The sequence below is a fragment of the Erwinia sp. Leaf53 genome (assembly GCF_001422605.1).
GTDB lineage: Bacteria > Pseudomonadota > Gammaproteobacteria > Enterobacterales > Enterobacteriaceae > Erwinia.
The window spans coordinates 106,689-125,593 of the sequence record NZ_LMLK01000026.1 but is presented as its reverse complement, the minus strand read 5'-3'; the positions used below and the strand labels follow the sequence as shown (position 1 = coordinate 125,593).

The 18,905-nt window shown below is 60.5% G+C and carries 18 protein-coding genes; 11 read left to right on the top strand and 7 right to left on the bottom strand.

The window, feature by feature from the left end; all coding sequences use genetic code 11:
* Positions 1-5: 5 nt before the first annotated feature.
* Positions 6-1,142, bottom strand: a complete 1,137-nt coding sequence (locus tag ASF13_RS21365) for an alpha/beta hydrolase (protein ID WP_072166469.1) — start codon at positions 1,140-1,142, stop codon at positions 6-8.
* A 198-nt stretch (positions 1,143-1,340) separates the two neighbouring features.
* Between ASF13_RS21365 and ASF13_RS21360 the strand changes: the two genes are divergently transcribed.
* The gene (locus ASF13_RS21360) at positions 1,341-2,225 is read left to right on the top strand and encodes a LysR family transcriptional regulator (protein ID WP_056241492.1); all 885 of its coding nucleotides are present in this window, start codon (positions 1,341-1,343) and stop codon (positions 2,223-2,225) included.
* A gap of 125 nt (positions 2,226-2,350) precedes the next feature.
* On the opposite strand, the gene ASF13_RS21355 is transcribed toward ASF13_RS21360, so the two are convergent.
* Positions 2,351-2,749, bottom strand: a complete 399-nt coding sequence (locus tag ASF13_RS21355; RefSeq protein WP_056241488.1) for a hypothetical protein — start codon at positions 2,747-2,749, stop codon at positions 2,351-2,353.
* A gap of 259 nt (positions 2,750-3,008) precedes the next feature.
* Entirely contained in the window at positions 3,009-4,262 is a 1,254-nt protein-coding gene (locus tag ASF13_RS21350; protein ID WP_056241485.1) for an MFS transporter, read from the bottom strand.
* A 102-nt stretch (positions 4,263-4,364) separates the two neighbouring features.
* Between ASF13_RS21350 and ASF13_RS21345 the strand changes: the two genes are divergently transcribed.
* The 4 genes from ASF13_RS21345 (at position 4,365) to ASF13_RS21330 (ending at position 9,217) form a co-directional block, all read left to right on the top strand.
* Positions 4,365-5,276 carry a LysR family transcriptional regulator gene (locus ASF13_RS21345; protein ID WP_056241480.1) on the top strand — a complete coding sequence of 304 codons (912 nt, stop codon included), beginning with the start codon at positions 4,365-4,367 and terminating at the stop codon, positions 5,274-5,276.
* Between the two features lie 144 nt (positions 5,277-5,420).
* Positions 5,421-6,638 carry an ROK family transcriptional regulator gene (locus ASF13_RS21340; RefSeq protein WP_056241477.1) on the top strand — a complete coding sequence of 406 codons (1,218 nt, stop codon included), beginning with the start codon at positions 5,421-5,423 and terminating at the stop codon, positions 6,636-6,638.
* A 120-nt stretch (positions 6,639-6,758) separates the two neighbouring features.
* Entirely contained in the window at positions 6,759-7,424 is a 666-nt protein-coding gene (bioD, locus tag ASF13_RS21335) for a dethiobiotin synthase (RefSeq protein ID WP_056241777.1), read from the top strand.
* Positions 7,425-7,759: 335 nt separating this feature from the next.
* Positions 7,760-9,217 carry an MDR family MFS transporter gene (locus ASF13_RS21330; protein ID WP_056241474.1) on the top strand — a complete coding sequence of 486 codons (1,458 nt, stop codon included), beginning with the start codon at positions 7,760-7,762 and terminating at the stop codon, positions 9,215-9,217.
* Between the two features lie 75 nt (positions 9,218-9,292).
* On the opposite strand, the gene ASF13_RS21325 is transcribed toward ASF13_RS21330, so the two are convergent.
* Both ASF13_RS21325 and ASF13_RS21320 read right to left on the bottom strand, forming a co-directional pair.
* Positions 9,293-9,592 (bottom strand): DUF1161 domain-containing protein, encoded by a 300-nt coding sequence (locus tag ASF13_RS21325; RefSeq protein WP_369814408.1) that lies wholly within the window; start codon positions 9,590-9,592, stop codon positions 9,293-9,295.
* An 88-nt stretch (positions 9,593-9,680) separates the two neighbouring features.
* A complete protein-coding gene (locus tag ASF13_RS21320) occupies positions 9,681-10,025 on the bottom strand; it encodes a DUF1283 family protein (RefSeq protein ID WP_056241467.1) in 345 nt (114 codons plus the stop codon).
* 137 nt (positions 10,026-10,162) lie between these two features.
* Here ASF13_RS21320 and ASF13_RS21315 point away from each other — a divergent pair, with 137 nt between their 5' ends.
* Positions 10,163-10,489 carry a YnfA family protein gene (locus tag ASF13_RS21315; RefSeq protein ID WP_056241464.1) on the top strand — a complete coding sequence of 109 codons (327 nt, stop codon included), beginning with the start codon at positions 10,163-10,165 and terminating at the stop codon, positions 10,487-10,489.
* Positions 10,490-10,581: 92 nt separating this feature from the next.
* Here ASF13_RS21315 and ydfG read toward each other — a convergent pair whose 3' ends face one another.
* Complete coding sequence (gene ydfG / locus ASF13_RS21310; RefSeq protein WP_056241461.1) at positions 10,582-11,328, bottom strand: bifunctional NADP-dependent 3-hydroxy acid dehydrogenase/3-hydroxypropionate dehydrogenase YdfG; 747 nt, start codon at positions 11,326-11,328, stop codon at positions 10,582-10,584.
* Between the two features lie 342 nt (positions 11,329-11,670).
* On the opposite strand from ydfG, the gene guaD reads away from it, so the two are divergent.
* From guaD to ASF13_RS21285, 5 genes are all read left to right on the top strand, one after another.
* Complete coding sequence (gene guaD / locus ASF13_RS21305; protein ID WP_056241458.1) at positions 11,671-12,993, top strand: guanine deaminase; 1,323 nt, start codon at positions 11,671-11,673, stop codon at positions 12,991-12,993.
* A 155-nt stretch (positions 12,994-13,148) separates the two neighbouring features.
* Entirely contained in the window at positions 13,149-15,200 is a 2,052-nt protein-coding gene (gene dcp, locus ASF13_RS21300) for a peptidyl-dipeptidase Dcp (RefSeq protein ID WP_056241454.1), read from the top strand.
* A 69-nt stretch (positions 15,201-15,269) separates the two neighbouring features.
* Positions 15,270-15,902 carry a hypothetical protein gene (locus tag ASF13_RS21295; RefSeq protein WP_056241451.1) on the top strand — a complete coding sequence of 211 codons (633 nt, stop codon included), beginning with the start codon at positions 15,270-15,272 and terminating at the stop codon, positions 15,900-15,902.
* A 99-nt stretch (positions 15,903-16,001) separates the two neighbouring features.
* On the top strand, positions 16,002-16,448 hold the full coding sequence (locus ASF13_RS21290) for a DUF441 domain-containing protein (protein WP_056241449.1): 447 nt from the start codon (positions 16,002-16,004) through the stop codon (positions 16,446-16,448).
* A 58-nt stretch (positions 16,449-16,506) separates the two neighbouring features.
* Positions 16,507-16,941, top strand: coding sequence for a hypothetical protein (locus tag ASF13_RS21285; protein ID WP_056241447.1), 435 nt, complete (start codon positions 16,507-16,509; stop codon positions 16,939-16,941).
* A 494-nt stretch (positions 16,942-17,435) separates the two neighbouring features.
* Here the strand turns inward: ASF13_RS21285 and ASF13_RS21280 are convergent, their stop codons facing one another.
* Positions 17,436-18,710: a Glu/Leu/Phe/Val dehydrogenase gene (locus ASF13_RS21280; protein WP_056241444.1), complete on the bottom strand. Its 1,275-nt coding sequence runs from the start codon at positions 18,708-18,710 to the stop codon at positions 17,436-17,438.
* Positions 18,711-18,905 lie beyond the last annotated feature (195 nt).

The following is an 18,905-nucleotide window of genomic DNA, read 5'->3' as shown; positions in this document are numbered from 1 at the left end:
GTGGTTTACTTCAGATTGGTTTTAAAGAACTGGTCAAACTGCGTAAACGGGATTTTACCGGCCGCGTTATCGTACAGGTCAACGTGGTTAGCACCCGGCACCACTACCAGCTGTTTCTTCGTGCTGCCCACCGCTTTATAAGCGTCTTCGGCAAAGTAGCGCGAGTGGGCGTTTTCACCGGTAACGATCAGCGTCGGGATGGTAATTTCCTTCGCGTAGCTCAGCAGCGGCATATTCATAAACGACAGCGGCATGGTGGCGGTCCAGGCACCGTTAGAGTTGACTGAGCGCGCGTGGAAGCCGCGCGGCAGACGGTAATAGTCAAAGAACTCTTTCAGCACCGGGTTCGGATTAGCCGGTAATACCTCCGGCAGAATCCGCTCGGCGGCGGTAATGCGGCCGTCTTTATCCACATAGAGATCGTGGCTGCCCGCCGCCGGGGAACCGTTTTCCGCATCCTTCCAGCGCTGCTGATTCAGATAGCCCAGCACCGCACGGCGGTCGTCCGTGGTGTAACGGTCTTTGCCATCACCCACGCCGTGGCCCATCGCCCGGCTCATATCGTACATGACGCTGGTCGCGACCGCTTTTACGCGGGTGTCCATCGCGGCGGCGTTAAGCGCCATGCCGCCCCAGCCGCAGATGCCGAGCAGTCCGATGCGGTTGCGATCCACCTCTTTTTGTAAGCCGAGGAAATCCACCGCCGCGCTAAAGTCTTCGGTGTTGATATCCGGCGAGGCGACGTTACGCGGAGAACCGCCGCTTTCACCGGTGTAAGAAGGGTCGAAGGCCAGCGTCACAAAGCCCTGTTCGGCGAGGGTCTGCGCGTACAGACCGCTCGACTGCTCCTTCACGGCGCCAAACGGCCCGCTTAGGGCGATCGCGGCCAGCTTAGCGTCGCCACGGGTTTTGGGCAGATACAGATCGCCGACCAGGGTGATGCCGTAGCGGGTCTGGAACGACACCTTACGGTGTTCGACCTTCTCGCTCCCGGCGAAAGTTTTATCCCATGTCTTTACCATTGACACGGGCAGGTTCGGATTGGTGCTATCAGCATAACTCATTGTTACAACTCCACTTAGTGACGCGCACAGCAGCATGACAGGTATCACGCTGGTCAGTTTACGGGTGAAAGCGATCATCTAAATCCCCAGGGTAAATAACAGAGAAGGTACAGCGCGCCCAGGGCAACGCTGCGGTGCTTTGTTCAGTTGTACACATTATACTCAGCACAAAAGAAGCTGATTAGTGGGGTTTAAATGCTATGATTCATAGCAAATTGCTATCAATGAGGGCGCTGTGATGGCCCTTCCTGAATGCTGCTGCCTGGATGAAGATGAATGACCAAACGCGAAAACTACAATGAGCTCTGGCTGTTTCTTCAGGTGGTGCGTGAGGGCAGCTTCACCGCCGCGGCCCGACGGCTGGGGCTGGCACAGTCGGGGATCAGCCGCTCCGTTCGCGAACTGGAAGAACGGCTGGGCGTGCAGCTGCTGGTGCGCACCACGCGCCGGCTGTCGTTAACCCAGGCGGGTGAGCAGCTGTACCAGACCGCCGAATCCGGCTTTGACGCGTTAGACGCCGGGCTGGCCACGCTGGCCCATTATCGCACCACACCCTCCGGTACGGTGCGCATCAACGCCAGCCAGCACGCGATCGATAAAGTCCTGCTGCCTAAACTGGCGGTGCTTAAGCAACACTATCCTGATATTCGCCTTGAGCTGATCGGCGAAGGGCGCTTTGTCGATATTATCGCCGAACGGTTTGATGCCGGCGTGCGGCTGGGGCCGGAGGTGGCGCAGGGGATGGTCGCGGTACGTATCACCCCGGATATGGCGATGGCCGTGGTCGGCTCGCCCGAGCATTTTCTTCGCTACGGTTTTCCGCAGGCGCCGGCCGATTTAGCCAGCCATCCCTGCATTGCCTACCAGTTTGCTGATGGCAGCCTCTACCCATGGGAGTTAATTCAGGACGATAAAACGGTCACCCACCGGCCGCAGGGGCAGTGGGTGTTTGCGGACAGCTATATGGAAGCCAACGCCGCCAGGCTTGGGCTGGGTCTGGCCTATGTTCCCGAGGAGCTGGTTGTCGATGATTTACAGAGTGGAACGCTGATCAGGGTGCTGCAGCGCTACAGCCAGCGCCTGGAGGGATCGTTTATTTACTATCCGCATCGCAATGTGTCGCCCGCGTTAAGAGTCGTTATCGATCTGCTGAAGGTGTGATGCTGGAATAAATGCCGTCCTGTTGGCTTTTAAGGAAGAAGAGGGTTCTTCGGTTCGGCTGGCACTAAATGTAGATCGCAAATCGGGGCCAGCCTGCGGCCCCGAGCTGTTGGCAATTCCGGCGATCAGGTCGGCATTGAGTAGGTCGTTACTTTGCTGGTCTGCGGATCGAATGACAGGATGCAGATAGCGAAGTTGCCGCCCAGGCGGTCCTTACGATCGGAGATTTTCAGGTTGTAGCTCTCATACATTGAGCTGTAGCCGGAAGCGTTAGATTCGTTCAGTTTAAAACCGACCAGCTGTTCGAAATATGCTTTGCTTTTGCCGACGCTGGTTTTGCACTGTTCATTAGTAATAGTGCCAACCTGTTTTGCAGAGGCGGTAGTTTGGGTACCAGAGGTCTGTTTGGGTGTAAGCGCTGCGTTGACTTCTTTCATTTTAGCGCCGACGCTGTTCATACCCTGCTGGAAATCAGCACAGGAGGAGGTGAGCAACACCAGGCTGCACAATACCAACTTTTTCATTGTATCCCTTACAATTGTTTACGTTTATTATCGGCGAATGAGTATAATTTTTTCAATACGTTACTCAATTAAGATATTTCTTAATATCAGAAAAAATATTAACGGTAACATTAAGTGATAGTTGCTAAATAAAACGATTGCGGGTATTTAACGCCCGGCGTGAGCGGCGTTAAACGTGCTTAGTGAAGGGGGATGTCCGAATGGAACCTGATACCCGTGAACATGTCGCCGGTGAATATGCCACCGGCGATAAGTGGCGTTAAAGTTGTTTTACCCGCAGCCGGTTACCCACCAGCAGTGCCGCCAGCAGCAGCAGGGTAATAAAGGCGCTGATGCCGTACCAGCCGTAATGTCGCCAGAACACCCCGCCCAGCGTACCGGCCACGCTGGAACCTAGGTAGTAGCAGAACAGATACAGCGCCGAGGCCTGGCCTTTGGCGCGGCGGGTGCGCCGGCCGATCCAGCCGCTGGCCACCGCGTGGGCGGCAAAGAAGCCGGCGGTAAACAGCATCATCCCCGGCAGGATCAGCCACAGGCTGCTAAACAGGGTAATCAGCAGGCCGCCGAGCATCAGCGCGGTCGAGAACAGCATCACCGGCGCGCGGCCAAACTTCGCCGTCATCGCCCCCGCCTTTGGCGAGCTCCACGAACCGGTCAGATAGACCAGCGACAGCAGCCCAACCGTGGCCTGACTCATTGACCAGGGGGCGGCGAGCAGGCGATAGCCGATATAGTTAAACAGCGTCACAAAGGCGCCCATCAGCAGGAACCCCTGCAGAAACAGCAGCGGCAGGCCGGCGTCGCGCCACAGCAGGCGGAAGTTGATCAGCAGCTTGCAGGGCCGCAGCGATGCCGGGCGAAAATGACGCGAGGCGGGCAGGATCCTCCAGAACATCACCGCCGAGGCCAGCGCAAAACAGCCGATGGTCGCCACCGCCACCCGCCAGCCGCTGAAATCGGTGATCACCCCGCTCAGCAGGCGGCCGCTCATACCGCCAATCGAATTGCCGCTGATATACAGCCCCATTGCCAATGCCACCATACCGGGGTGCATCTCTTCGCTGAGGTAGGTCATGCCGACCGCCGCCACGCCGCTCAGCGCCAGCCCGGTCAGCGCGCGCATGATTAAAATTCCGTGCCAGCTGCTCATGGTGGCTGAGAGAAGCGTAAAGACCCCCGCCAGCATCAGCGCCGTCACCATCACCGATTTGCGGCCGACGGCGTCGGACAGCGGCCCGACAATCAGCAGCCCCAGCGCCAGCATCGCGGTGGCGATTGACAGCGAAACGCTGCTGGCCGCCGGCGAAATAGCAAACTGCTGCGACAGTACCGGCAGGATCGGCTGCACGCAGTAGAGCAGGGCGAAGGTCGCCAGCCCGGCGGTAAACAGCGCCAGCGTCACGCGCATAAACTGCGGCGTACCGCGTTGAATATAGTCAGTGGCAGGAGGAGATAACGGTTCAGTGCGATCAACGCCGTCTTCAACGGTGACGGCAGCGGATAAGCGGTTCACAAAAGGTCCTTAGTCGCGAAGAGAAGTAACACCTTGCTAAGCGTAAGAAAATTCTATTAGGATGTATAATATATTAATAATCTCGATTGAGACGTTTAAGCTATGAATGTTGAGTTGCGTCATCTGCGCTACTTTATCGCCGTCGCGGAAGAGCTGCACTTTGGCCGCGCCGCTGCGCGGCTGAATATCTCGCAGCCGCCGCTCAGCCAGCAGATCCAACAGCTGGAGCAGGAGATCGGCGCGCGGCTGCTGGCGCGCACCAACCGCAGCGTGCGGCTGACCGCAGCCGGCCAGCAGTTCCTCGCCGACGCGCGGCTGATCCTGCAGAGCGTCAGCCAGGCCGCGGATAAAGCCGCACGCCTGCATCGTGGTGATGAGGGGGAGCTGCGCATCGGCTTTACCTCCTCCGCGCCTTTTATCAGCGGCGTCTCTGACGCGCTGTTCAGCTTTCGCCGGCGCTACCCGGACGTGCATATTCAGATGCAGGAAATTAATACCCGCCAGCTGCTGGCCCCGCTCAGCGACGGGCGGCTGGATCTGGGGGTGATGCGCAACACCGCGCTGCCGGATAATCTCAGCCATCAGCTGCTGCTGGAAGAGCCGATGTACGCGCTGATGCACCGCGACCACCGGCTGGCCGGCCGCGCGCAGCTGTCGATTACCGAGCTGGCCGGCGAACCGCTGGTGTTTTTCGATCCGCAGGGCGGCACCGCGCTGTACGGCGAGACCCTCGCGCTGCTGCAGCGCTATCAGATTGAGCCGACCATTACCCAGGAGGTCGGTGAAGCGATGACCATTATCGGCCTGGTCTCCACCGGTCTTGGCATCTCGATCCTGCCCGCCTCATTTCGCCGGGTGGGGCTGGCCGACGTGGTGTGGATCCCGCTGGCGGAGGCCGACGCGCGCTCTGAGGTGTGGCTGGTATGGGCGCATCAGCGCGAACGCTCGGCGAGCACCGCGGCGATGATGTCGCTGCTGCTGCAGTCCCGCCCCTCTGAATCGCTGAAAACCTGAGCGTAACGGGCAGCATTATGTGCTGCAAATCACATTTCGAATCAAATATTTGACGCCCGCTGCGAAGTGTTTCACCATAGCGAATGGCTTTATTTTGAAGCCCGAAAATAAGTATCAGGATGGGTGCGTAGTGGGAGCAGGGGTGTGATTGCTGACGGTCAGCCTGGTCATATCGATCAGATTAAACAGACAAATGCCGGCGCGGTATATCGCCTGATCGACCGCTATGGTCCGATTTCGCGTATCGAGCTCTCCAAACGTGCCCAGCTGGCCCCGGCCAGCATCACCAAAATCGTCCGTGAGATGCTGGAAGCACACCTGGTGCAGGAGACCGAGTTTCAGGATCCGGGCAGCCGCGGCCGCCCGGCGATTGGGCTGGTGCTGGACACCGACGCCTGGCATTTTCTCTCGGTGCGCCTTGGCAACGGCGAGATGACTCTCGCGCTGCGTGACCTCAGCTGTAAAATCATCGTTGAACAGCTTATCCCGCTGCCGGCTGAGGCCGACGAGCCACTGCTGACGCGCATCGTGCAGCTAATCGACCAGTTCTTTATTCTGCACCAGCGCAAACTTGAGCGTCTGACCGCCATCGCCATCACGCTGCCGGGGCGCGTTAACGCGCAGACCGGCGTCGTCCACCGTATGCCGTTCTACCCGGTCAACGATATGCCGCTTGGCCCGGAGCTGCGCAAGCGCACCGGCCTGCCGGTCTATATCCAGCAGGACGTCTGCGCCTGGACCATGGCGGAGTCGCTGTTTGGTGCGGCGCGCGACGCCAGCGACGTACTGCAGGTGGTGATTGACCATAACGTCGGTGCCGGGGTAATTACCGGCGGCCGTCTGCTGCACGGCGGCACCTCCAGCCTGGTCGAAATCGGCCACACCCAGGTCGATCCCTGGGGCACCCGCTGTTACTGCGGCAACAACGGCTGCCTGGAGACGGTGGCCAGCACCGACCGGCTGCTGGAGCTGGCCGCCCAGCGCATGCAGGCGTCGATGAGCTCCAGCCTGCACCATCAGCCGTTAACGGTGGCTTCGCTGTGCGACGCCGCGCTGGCCGGCGACCCGCTGGCGGTTGAGGTGATCACCGGCGTCGGCAACAGCGTTGGCCGCATCCTGGCAATTATGGTCAACCTGTTTAACCCGCAGAAGATCTTAATCGGTTCGCCGCTTAACCGTGCGCAGGCGATCCTGTTCCCGGCGATTGATGCCTGCATCAGCCAGCAGGCGCTGCCGGACTACAGCCGCGCGCTGCAGGTGGAGGCCACCCGTTACCCGAACGACGGCACGCTACCCGGTGCCGCGCTGGTCAAAGACGCGATGTATAACGGTTCCTTACTGATCTCCCTGCTGCAGGGCTGACAAACCCACCAAACCTTGCGCCAGCGCAATTCCCGCTGCCCTGGGCTGCACTAAAATTTTCCCTCGTCACTTAGGTGTTCATTGGTCATTACGGGCAGCTTCTGCCTGTTGGAGTCCCTGATGTTAGAGAGAATATTTGTCACCGGTACCGATACCGAGGTGGGAAAAACGGTGGTCTCCCGTGCGCTGCTGCAGGCGCTGGTGGCCGCAGAAAAGCAGGCGGTCGGTTTTAAGCCGGTGGGTAAAGGCAGCCAGCAGACGGCCGACGGGCTGCGCAACAAAGATGCGCTGGTATTGCAGCACTCCTCTTCGCTGCCGCTGGCCTATCAGGCGGTCAATCCGGTGACGCTGCCGGACGATGAGATCGGCACCAGCGGTGCCGCGATCGACTACGCCACCCTGAGCGATGGCCTGCAGGCGCTGACCGCACGGGCAGACTGCGTGGTGGTGGAAGGAACCGGCGGCTGGCGCAGCCTGATGGGCGACCTGCGCCCGTTGTCCGACTGGGTGGTGCAGGAACGGCTGCCGGTGGTACTGGTGGTGGGCATCAAACCGGGCTGTATCAGTCACGCGCTGCTCACCGCGCAGGCGATCCTGCAGGACGGCCTGCCGCTGCTCGGCTGGGTGGCCAACCGCATCAATCCAGGCCTGGCGCACTATGCGGAAATTATCGCGGTGCTGGCGGAAAAAATCCCGGCCCCGATGCTCGGCGAGCTGCCCTACCTGCCGCGCGCGGAAACCCGCGAACTGGCGCGTTATATCGATCTCTCGGCGCTGTCTCTCTGATTATCTGAACGGCTGAGGGGGCTTACTCCAGCCGGTCACATTTCATGGTCGCCCTCTGCCACACTCTCGCTCTCGTTTCCCTTACTGCCCGTGCCGTCGCTAATGCGCGCTGAACTCTGTTGATCTCCTCTCTGCAGTGAGCCTGAACGCGCACGCGCGACGGCGTGTATTCCCTGCGACCGGCAAGGCTTAAACGGTGCGGCCCGCGGGTGTAACGCCTTTAAGATCATAATTCCTTGCCGGTTTGCGTACGCCGTTGCAAAAAATCCGCACAGACGGGAAACTGACCGGCAAAAAATGATGCACACTGTCAGAAGACGTTAAAAAGGGATGATATGACAGACACCACTGCACATACCGTGACGCACCGTCACTGGGTACTGATCGCCTGCATGCTGGCGATGTTTATGGCGGCAATCGAAGTGACCATCGTCGCCACGGCGATGCCGACCATTATTGCCGATCTCGGCGGCTTCTCGCAGTTTGGCTGGGTATTCTCGATTTACCTGCTGACCCAGGCGGTGACCGTACCGATCTACGGCCGGCTGGCGGATCTGTGGGGGCGTAAGAAAGTGTTCTTTATCGGCACCGGGCTGTTCCTGCTTGGCTCGGTGCTGTGCGGGTTTGCCAGCCATATGGGCTGGCTGATCCTGTTTCGCGCGTTTCAGGGGCTGGGGGCCGGGGCGATTATGCCGCTGACCTCAACCATCGTCGCCGATATCTACTCGCCGAAAGAGCGCGCCGGGGTACAGGGCTGGCTCTCCAGCGTGTGGGGCGTGGCGGCCATCGTCGGCCCGCTGACCGGGGCCTGGCTGGTGCAGCACTTTAACTGGGCGCTGATCTTCTGGGTCAACGTGCCGGTGGGTATTATCTCGATGCTGCTGCTGGCGCGGTTCTTCAGCGAAAGCCCGTCGGCGCGCGGCCAGCGCATCCGCGTAGCGGGGAGCGTCTGGTTAATGCTGGCGGTCAGCGCCTTACTGGCCGCGCTGCTGCAGGCAGAAAGCCTCGGCTACTGGAGCCTGCTGCTGCTGGCGCTGGCCGTGGTCGCCGGATCCCGCCTGCTGCGGCATGAGCGCAGGGCCAGCGAGCCGCTGTTCCCGCCGGTGATCTGGCGCAGCCGCCCGCTGCTGGCCGGCAACCTCGGTAACCTGGCGATCGGCGCGGCAATGATGGGCATCAGCGCGTTTTTACCTACCTGGATCCAGGGCGTTAACGGCGGCACGCCGCTGCAGGCGGGCAGTGCGCTGGCGATGATGTCGATCGGCTGGCCGCTGGCCAGCACGCTGAGCGGGCGGCTGATGCAGTGGAGTTCCTACCGGTTTACCGCGCTGCTGGGATCGCTGCTGCTGATCGCCGGCACCGCGATGCTGCTGGCGCTGCACCTCGGCAGCCCGATCTGGTACGCCGGGCTGTCTGCCTTCGTCATCGGCACCGGAATGGGCATGACCAGCACCACCTTCTTACTGGCGGTGCAGAACAATGCAGAGTTCTCAATTCGTGGCATCTGTACCGCGTCTATTATGTTCAGCCGCATGCTCGGCTCGGCGCTGGGCACCGCGGTGATGGGCGCGGTACTGAACTACAACCTGCTGCTCCGGCTACCTGACTACCGCGATCCGGTGCAACAGATTATGTCCCACCCGCAGCGTGAACGGCTGACCGAAGGAGGGCTGCAGCAGATGCTGGCGGAAATCGCCCATTCGCTGCACTGGGTGTTTGCCGTTTCGCTGGTAATTGCCTGCGCCAGCCTGCTGATCTCCAGACTGGTGCCGGCGCAGAAACTGCACCACTGAATTCCCGTTAACAAAAAAAATGCCGGTCACCTTAAGTGACCGGCATCAGGCCGCCTCATTTAAAGCCATTACCGCTTACTGTGCAGGCGCGTCCTGCGACGATCCCGCCGAGGCCGGCACATTGCTGTCGCCGTCGTTGCCGCTGCGTTTATAGACAATCTTCTGCGAATCATTTTCGCAGTGGCCAACCACCTGGCCGCCAGCCTGGTCCGCCTGATCGTTCGGCACCACGTCCAGCGTGAAGCCTGACGCCGGCACGCCGTTGTTAATAATTTTCTGATTGATATCCGCTTTGACCGATTCGCATGATGCCTGAGCCGCCAGCGGGGTGGCGACGATCAGTGCGGTTAACATCCACTTAAAACCTTTCATCATTTCATCCTTATGCGTTGAATCAGCGCTAATTATATGTCAAATCAGCAGGTCTGCAGGCCGGCACGGCTAATCAGCCGCATTTTCCTGTTTACGGAGCCACCGGGCGGCCGCTGCGGCGGTCGAGGCAGCGCAGGGTGTTCGGCTCCCAGTAGGCGTTAACGTTAAGGCTTTTCTCACAGTTATCGCGGGTGTCGAAGGCGCGATCGGCCTTATCAAACTCTTTCTCAACGCGGTTATTTACCTTGCCGCGCAGGCGGTGGGTGTCGTCCCACTGCTCTTTTTCCTGGCGTGCCTGCTCATTGCTCAGCGCATTGTTGCCGTCCTGAATAATCAGGCGGTCTGTGCGCGCCTGGGCAGCGTGCTGCACGGAGAACAGCGCTACCAGCAGCAGAGGCAGGGCGGTGCGGGTCAGGCGTTGGGGCAATCTCTTCATAGGTCTTCCTTTCTGTCAGGCCGGGCGATCGGTAACGGCTGCACCAATAATGACGCCAGTATATCATTAGCCTTCAGGCGGCCACCAGCAAGCCGTAATCGCCGTTGAGCATTGAGTGAGAATAAAAGGATGAAAAGATGTTAACCACCACGCTGCTGTTTTTCGCCACCGCGCTGGCCGAAATTATCGGCTGTTTTCTGCCCTGGCTGTGGCTGAAAAAGGGCGGTTCGCCGTGGCTGCTGTTGCCGGCAGCGCTGAGCCTGGCGATGTTTGTCTGGCTGCTGACCCTGCATCCGGCGGCCAGCGGCCGCGTGTATGCCGCCTACGGCGGAGTTTACGTGGTCACGGCGCTGCTGTGGCTGCGGGTGGTCGATGGGGTCAGGCTCAGCGCCTGGGACTGGACGGGGGCAGCGGTCGCGTTTTGCGGTATGCTGATTATCGTAGCCGGTTGGGGCCGTGCTTAAGTCAGGACGATTCTTTGTCGGCATTACGGATGTGTCGATCGTTAACGCACCGGGCCATCTGTGAACGGCCCGGCGCAACAGCGGTCTGGCGTTTATGCCTTGTGAACGCGCAGGCCCGCCTGGCTCTGGCCGACCGGCATCATCTCCAGCGCGGTGATGTTGACGTGTTTCGGCAGGGTAGCCACCCACCAGACGGCCTCGGTAACGTCTTCCGGAGTCAGCGCTTCGGCACCCTGATAGACGCTCTCGGCGCGTGAGTCGTCGCCCTTAAAGCGCACGTTGGAAAACTCGGTGCCGCCGACCAGGCCGGGTTCGAGATCGGTGACGCGCAGCGCGGTGCCGTGCAGGTCGGTACGCAGGTTAAAGCTGAACTGACGCACAAAGGCTTTGGTCGCGCCGTAGACGTTGCCGCCAGGATAAGGCCAGCTGCCGGCGATCGAACCGATGTTGATCACATGGCCGACGTTGCGCTCTACCATAGCCGGCAGGATAGCGCGGGTCATATACACCAGCCCTTTATTATTGGTATCGATCATATCTTCCCAGTCTTCCAGGCTGGCGCGGTGCGCCGGCTCAATGCCCAGCGCCAGCCCGGCGTTGTTGACCAGAATATCAATATTCCGCCACTCCGCCGGCAGGCTGGCCACCGCCGCATCGATCCCCGCGCGATCGCGCACGTCCAGCACCAGCGTATAAACACGGTCACCCAGCTCGGCTTTAAGCGCGTCCAGGCGCTCCTGGCGGCGGCCGGTGGCAATCACCTTGTGGCCTTCAGCGACAAAACGGCGGGCAATACTCTGACCAAAACCGGCGGTCGCGCCGGTAACAAATACGATCATCTCACAATTCCTTCAGGTAATTCAGGGTTAACCAACCCAGGTTCATTGAGGATACTCACCCGACACCATAGCACTCCACCGCCACGCTGATAAGTAGCGAATCTGGATGATTAATAAGAAATTACGCAATCCTTTGCCACCCGGCGGCAGCCGTTTAAAGCCCGTGCTCTCACGCCTGAGGGCAGGCCAGGGTGGGCCGGTGGCGAAGGGAGGACGTTATTTGAACGCTAAGGCTCGCCAGCACGCAGGCATCAGCCACTCAGGTGGAATGTGGCGCAATTATTGCATTTTAAAAGCACGACCGTTGCTGGTCTGGCACCACTCAATCAATAAGGATTCGTTATGGCAACCTCATACACTCAGGCGCTGCGCGGCAGTTTTTTTGATATCCGTCACCCGGTGACCGCGGCAGAGCAGCTGTCGGATGCGGCCCGCTATATTGAGGATGGCCTGCTGCTGCTGCAGGACGGCATCATCGTCGGCCTCTGTGACTGGCAGCAGGGGCGACAGCTGCTGCGGGCGGAGAGCGACGCCATTGACTACCGCGGCCGGTTAATCGTGCCGGGCTTTATCGATACCCATATTCACTATCCGCAAACCGAGATGATCGGTGCTTACGGCGAACAGCTGCTCGAGTGGCTGAATCAGTACACCTTCCCGGTGGAGAGCCAGTACCACTGCCCGCAGCACGCGGCGCAGATGTCGGCCTTTTTTCTGCAGCAGCTGCTGAGCAACGGCACCACCACCGCGCTGGTGTTTGGCACCGTGCACCCGGAATCGGTGGAGGCGCTGTTCAGCGCCGCGGATGCGCTACAGATGCGGCTGATCGCCGGTAAGGTGATGATGGATCGCCACGCGCCGCCGGCGCTGACCGAAACGCCGGAGCAGAGCTACCGGCAGACCCGCGAGCTGATTGAACGCTGGCACAACCACGGCCGCCTGAGCTACGCGCTGACCCCGCGATTTGCGCCCACTTCGTCGCCGGAACTGCTGGAAAAAGTGCAGCAGCTGCGCGAGGAGTTTCCCGACCTGTGGCTGCAAACCCATCTCAGCGAAAATCCGCAGGAGGTGGCCTGGGTGCGCGAACTGTTCCCGCAGCATGAAAGCTACCTTGACGTTTACCATCACTACCGCCTGACCGGTCGCCGCAGCCTGTTTGCCCACTGCCTGCACCTTGAGGAGCAGGAGTGGGACTGCCTGCAGCACACCGGCTCCGCCATTGCCTTCTGCCCGACCTCAAACCTGTTTCTCGGCAGCGGCCTGTTCGACCTGCAGCGCTGCTGGCAAAAGCAGGTGAAAATGGGGCTGGGCACCGACGTCGGGGCGGGCACCAGCTTCAGCCTGCTGCAGACCATGGGCGAAGCCTACAAGGTCGGCCAGCTGCAGCGCTACCGGCTCTCTGCCCTTGAAGCCTTCTACCGCGCCACGCTCGGCGGTGCGCAGGCGCTGGATCTCGATGACCGCATCGGCAACTTTGAGGCGGGTAAAGAGGCGGACCTGGTGATTATCGATCCGGCCGTTACGCCGCTGCAGCAGCTGCGCCACGGCAACAGTCGCGATATCCGCGAGCAGCTGTTTGTGCTGATGACGCTGGGTGACGATCGCAATATCGCCGCCACCTGGGTCAACGGCCGCTGCGTCTGGCAGCGTGAGGCGGGTGTATGACGGGCTGACTCTGGATTTTCCTGCCAGCATAACGTGGAGGCGCAGCCAGCGCAGGGAGCAATGCCCGCAGCGCGTGGCCGGGTTGGGTAATCTGTCTGTCACGGGCGTCACAGGAGGTGCTACAGTGTCAGCAAGCGTAACAGGAGAATCGCATCATGACCGAGCTTCAGGACAACCCCTTTTATCAGGCCAGCGGCTTAAGCTTCGACGCCCCGCCGTTTGACCGCATTCGTGAAGAGCATTACCGCCCGGCGCTGCTCGCCGCCATCGCGCAGAAGCGAGAAGAGGTGGTGCGTATCGCGCATGAAACGGCAGCGCCGACCTTTGCCAACACTTACCAGGAGCTGGAGCAGAGCGGCCAGGCCCTGCGACGGGTGTATAACGTATTTACGGCGATAACCGCGGCCCATACCAGCGACGCGTTGCAGGCGCTGGACGAAGAGATCTCACCGCTGATGGCGGCGCTCGACGACGATATCCGCCTTAACGCTACGCTGTTCGCCCGGCTGGATGCGGTGTATCAGCAGCGGCAGCAGCTGGGGCTGGACGCTGAATCTCTGCGTCTGGTCGGGGTCACCTGGCAGAGTTTCGAGCTGGCCGGTGCGCGTCTGAATGCGGCAGATAAGGCCCGGCTGCGGGCGCTGAACCAGGAGGCGGCGACCCTGAGCAGCCGCTTTACCCGCCGCCTGCTGGCCGCCACCAAAAGCGGTGGGCTGGCGGTGAGCGATGCCGCCGCGCTGGCCGGTCTGAACGACGAACAGCTGAGCGCCGCCGCCGCCGCCGCAGAGGCGCGCGGGTTGAAAAATCAGTGGCTGCTGGTATTGCAGAACACCACCCAGCAGCCGATCCTGCAGCGTTTAAGCAACCGGCAGACCCGCAACGCGCTGTTCAGCGCGGCCTGGGCGCGCAGCGAGAAGGGCGACGAGAACGACACCCGTGAAACCCTGCTGCGGCTGGCGCAGGTGCGCGCGCAGCAGGCGAAGCTGCTGGGTTACGCCAGCTATGCGGCCTGGCAGCTGCAGGACCAGATGGCGAAAACCCCGCAGGCGGCGCTGGCGTTTATGCGTCAGCTGGTGCCGGCGGCCACCGCGCGCGCGAATAAAGAGGCGCAGGCGATCCAGCAGCTGATCGACGGCCAGCAGGGCGGCTTTATCCTCACGGCGGCGGACTGGCCGTTTTATGCCGAACAGGTGCGCCAGCGCGACTACGCGTTAAACGACGCGCAGACCGCGCCTTATTTTGAACTCAACGGCGTGCTGGAAAACGGCGCATTTTATGCCGCCAGCCAGCTGTTTGGCCTGCGCTTCAGCCCGCGGGCCGACCTGCCGGTTTACCACCCGGACGTGCGGGTGTACGAGGTGCAGGAAGCGGACGGCACGCCGCTGGCGCTGTTCTATACCGACTGGTTTAAGCGTGACAACAAGGGCGGTGGTGCCTGGATGGGCAACTTTGTTGAGCAGTCGACGCTGCTCGGCAGCCGGCCGGTGATCTATAACGTTGGCAACTTTACCCGGCCCGCCGACGGCCAGCCCGCGCTGCTGTCGTGGGATGAAGTGATCACCCTGTTCCATGAGTTTGGCCACGCGCTGCACGGCCTGTTTGCCGAACAGCGCTATGTCAGCCTCTCCGGTACCAACACGCCGCGCGATTTTGTCGAGTTCCCGTCACAGATCTACGAGCACTGGGCCAGCGATGCACCGGTGTTTGACAACTATGCCCGCCACTATCAGAGCGGCGACGCGATGCCGGCCGCGCTGCGAGAGAAGATGTTACGCGCCGCCCGCTTCAACAAGGGCTACGAGATGAGCGAGCTGCTGGCCGCGGCGCTGCTCGACCAGCACTGGCACGGCCTCGACGCCGACGCCGCGCCGCCGCCGGTGGCCGAATTTGAGCAGCAGGCGCTGGCCGCTGAGCAGATTGCGCTGAATGCCGTACCGCCGCGCTACCGATCCAGCTACTTCCAGCATATCTGGGGCGGCGGTTATGCGGCAGGCTATTACGCCTATCTGTGGACGCAGATGCTGGCCGACGACGGTTTCGCCTGGTTCAGCGAACACGGTGGCCTGACCCGCGCCAACGGCCAGCGCTTCCGCGAGCTGATCCTGTCGCGCGGCAACAGCAGCGATCTGAAGCAGCTATGGCACGACTGGCGCGGCCACGAACCCCTGAGCGAACCGATGCTGTTCAACCGGGGACTGAAAGAGTAACGGAACGGTGCTCAGCAGGTTTCCGTGCCGTCATATGGCCCCGAATGCTAACGATAAGAGGATGTTGTTATGACCATTATTGCCTGCCTGCACGCGGCAGAGAGCAACGCTGCGGTATTTGAACAGGCGCTGTCAGCGCTGGACTATCCGGACGTGCAGTTGCTGCACCGGGTGGAGAGCGAGCTGTTTGCGCAGACCCAGACGGAGCAGGGGCTGACGCCGGAGATTGCCGACGCCACCCGCGCAACCATCGCCGCGCTGTGCCAGCAGGCCGATGCGGTGATCGTCACCTGTACCACGCTGGGCGCGGCGGCCTGGCAGGTCGACTTCGGCAAACCGGTGCTGCGCATTGATGCCACCCTGGCAAAGGTGGCGTCGCGCTATCACGGCAACATCCTGGTGCTGTGCACCGCCAGTTCGACGATGGAATCGACCACCCGGCTGTTCAGCGCCTTTATTCCCGGCGACCGGCTGGCTGTGGAGCTGGTGCCGCGCGCCTGGGCGTGGTTTAACCAGGGGGACACCGACGGCTATCATCAGCAGATCGCCGACTATATCACCGGCCGTGCCGAGTGCCCGCTCGGCTGCATTGTGCTGGCACAGGCTTCGATGAGCGGGGCGGAAAAACGCATCAACACCACGCTGGCGGTGCTCACCGGCCCGCAGGTAACGCTGCAGGCCGCGATCGAAGCGCTGGCCTGATGCGGGCGTAGCCAGCGGCAAAAAAACTCCCCGCCGGCCGGCAAAATTGTTTATCCTGTGTCGACATATTGTTACTCCCGTTACTGTTCAGGAATTCTGATGTTCGATCTTTCGCTGGTTATTCTGCTGTTCCTCGCCGCCCTGAGCTATTTCAGCCACAACATGACCGTTACCATCGCGCTGCTGGTGCTGGTCGCCATCCGCTTAACGCCGTTAAATCAGACCTTCCCGTGGATTGAGAAGCAGGGGGTAACGGTCGGCATCATCATTCTGACCATCGGCGTGATGGCGCCGCTGGCCAGCGGCACCCTGCCCAGCAGCACGCTGCTGCACTCGTTCCTGCACTGGAAATCGCTGCTGGCGATCGCGGTGGGTATTTTTGTCTCCTGGGTGGGCGGCAAAGGCGTCACGCTGATGAGCAACCAGCCAACGGTGGTCGGCGGCCTGCTGATCGGCACTATTATCGGCGTTTCGCTGTTTCGCGGCGTGCCGGTCGGCCCGCTGATCGCCGCCGGACTGGTCTCACTGCTGATCGGGAAGATGTAACCTGCGGCGGGCGCTGTGCTATGCTGCCCGCCGCATTTAATTAACTGAGAATCTATTCGTGAGCAGCAAACAGGATAAACGAAACAAACGTGCCAAACTAAAGGCTAAACAGGTCAACAAGGCGCGCGCGCACGGCCGCCAGCTGGACGCTATCGGCCGTCAGGAGTATCAGGCCACGCCGGAGATGGTTGAGCTGTTCCGGTCGCTGCCGGCGCTGGATGAGAGCGGCGCGATGCCGTTCGTCGGTGCGGTTTATCGCTGGTGTCGCGAAGAGTATCAGTTTGACGGTGACAATGCGGAAGGCGAGGCGCTGCAGGTAGCGGCGCTGTGCGTGATGTATATTCACTGGACCACCCGCGATGGTGCCACCACGCTGGTGCAGAACGAGTTAATCGAAGCGGCGCTGACGCTGGTGGAAAAAAACGAGGCGTTTCAGCAGCAGTACGCGGCCGCAGAGGCGGAATTTGTCGTACTGCCGGCCGACAACGGCTAAAAAAAACGGCAGGTTCCCGTGGGAGCCTGCCAGTCATCCTGCCAACCCTACTTCAATTTTTCACTCCGCCGCGGTTATTATGCTCTGCGCGACGGGTTTGCCATCCGGGTGCAAAAGTGTGCTGCTGAACAGCTTCAACACCGCCATCATTTTCCTGATAGAAAACCATCACAGAATTCTCAGCCGCTGATGATTAACCGTCATTTTTGCCTGCTGTGCTGCTGATAATAGAGCCAAAAGAATTTAAATTCCATTTATTAATTAAATGGAACATTAATTCTTAGAGAAAGGTCATGGTTTCCAGTGGTAAAAAGCGCAGTCTGATAGTTTTTGATAGAAAAACTCTCTTTCGATCGTACATTCCGGCATGCATCAGTAACGCGGATTTGTCAGAGCAGCACTCTGTAGCGGGAAGCGTCTGGCAGGTCACTCTCATCAGGTTTTGCCTGAATGGTGCAGCAGGGCGGGCGCATCTGCGCCCGCCGCGTCGGGCATCAGCCCGGATAGATACCGCGATCTTTACGTGCCATCAGGATGCGTTCACAGGCCACGATATAGGCGGAAGTGCGCAGGCTGCACTCTTTTTCCCGCGCTTTATCCCACACGTGAACCATCGCCTCGGTCATGATCTTATCCATGCGCTCGTTAATTTCGTCCTCGCTCCAGAAGAAGCTGGCCATATCCTGCACCCACTCGAAGTACGAAACGGTTACGCCGCCGGCGTTACAGATTACGTCCGGCACTACGGTAATGCCGCGTGAGGCCAGCACGTCGTCGGCTTCAGGGTAGGTCGGGCCGTTGGCACCTTCGAGCACGATGCGGCATTTCAGCTTCTCAGCGCGCTGGCGGTTGATTTGCCCTTCCAGCGCCGCCGGGATCAGAATGTCCATCTCCACGTCCCAGAACGCCTCGTCGCTAATCACTTCCGCGCCGCTAAAGCCGGCGATTTTCTTGTTCGCCGCATTCCACTCGCTCAGCGCCGCCAGATCGATGCCGGCCGGGTTAAACAGCGTGGCGCTGTGGTCCTGCACCGCGACCACGCGGCCGCCGGCGGCGGCAAACAGGCGGGCCGCTTCGCTACCCACGTTACCAAAGCCCTGTACCGCCACGCGTGCGCCTTCCAGCTCGATACCGCTGCGCTGTGCCACTTCACGGCCGGTGATAAACACGCCGCGCCCGGTGGCTTTTTCACGCCCCAGCGAGCCGCCAAGGTGTACCGGCTTACCGGTCACCACGCCGGTAACGGTGGTGCCGTTGTTCATGGAGTAGGTGTCCATCATCCACGCCATTACTTTCCCATTGGTGCCGACGTCCGGTGCCGGAATATCCTTCTGCGGGCCGATAATCAGGCCAATCTCGCTGGTATAGCGGCGGGTCAGACGCTCCAGTTCACCCTCTGACAGCTTAAGCGGATCGACGCGGATCCCGCCCTTGGCACCGCCATAAGGCAGGTTGACCGCCGCACACTTGATGGTCATCCAGGCCGAAAGCGCCATGACTTCGTTGAGATCGACGTTAGGGTGATAGCGCACGCCGCCTTTGCCCGGTCCGCGCGACAGGTTGTGCTGCACGCGGAAGCCTTCGAAGTGGCGGATGGTGCCGTCGTCCATCTGCAGCGGGATATCAACGATCAGCGCGCGCTTCGGATGACGCAGGGTGTCGATCCAGCGGGAGAGATCGCCGAGGTAGGGGGCAACGCGGTCGATCTGCTGCAGATAGGTGGACCAGGCCGTTTTACTGCCTTCAGATACGTAGGAGAGCTTTTCCATAACCAACCTTTAATATGTTAGCACCTGCCCCGCGACCGTCCGGACCGGCGGGATGATGCTTAGTTATAACTTCTGGTAACCGTGGATGGCCCAGCGAAATTCACTGGGACAGCGCTAATTTAGCATCAAATAAAAGTTTCAAAGTTATTAAATTATTGTGAATTGCACCTGATTGGTGCAGAAAAGTGACTGCCG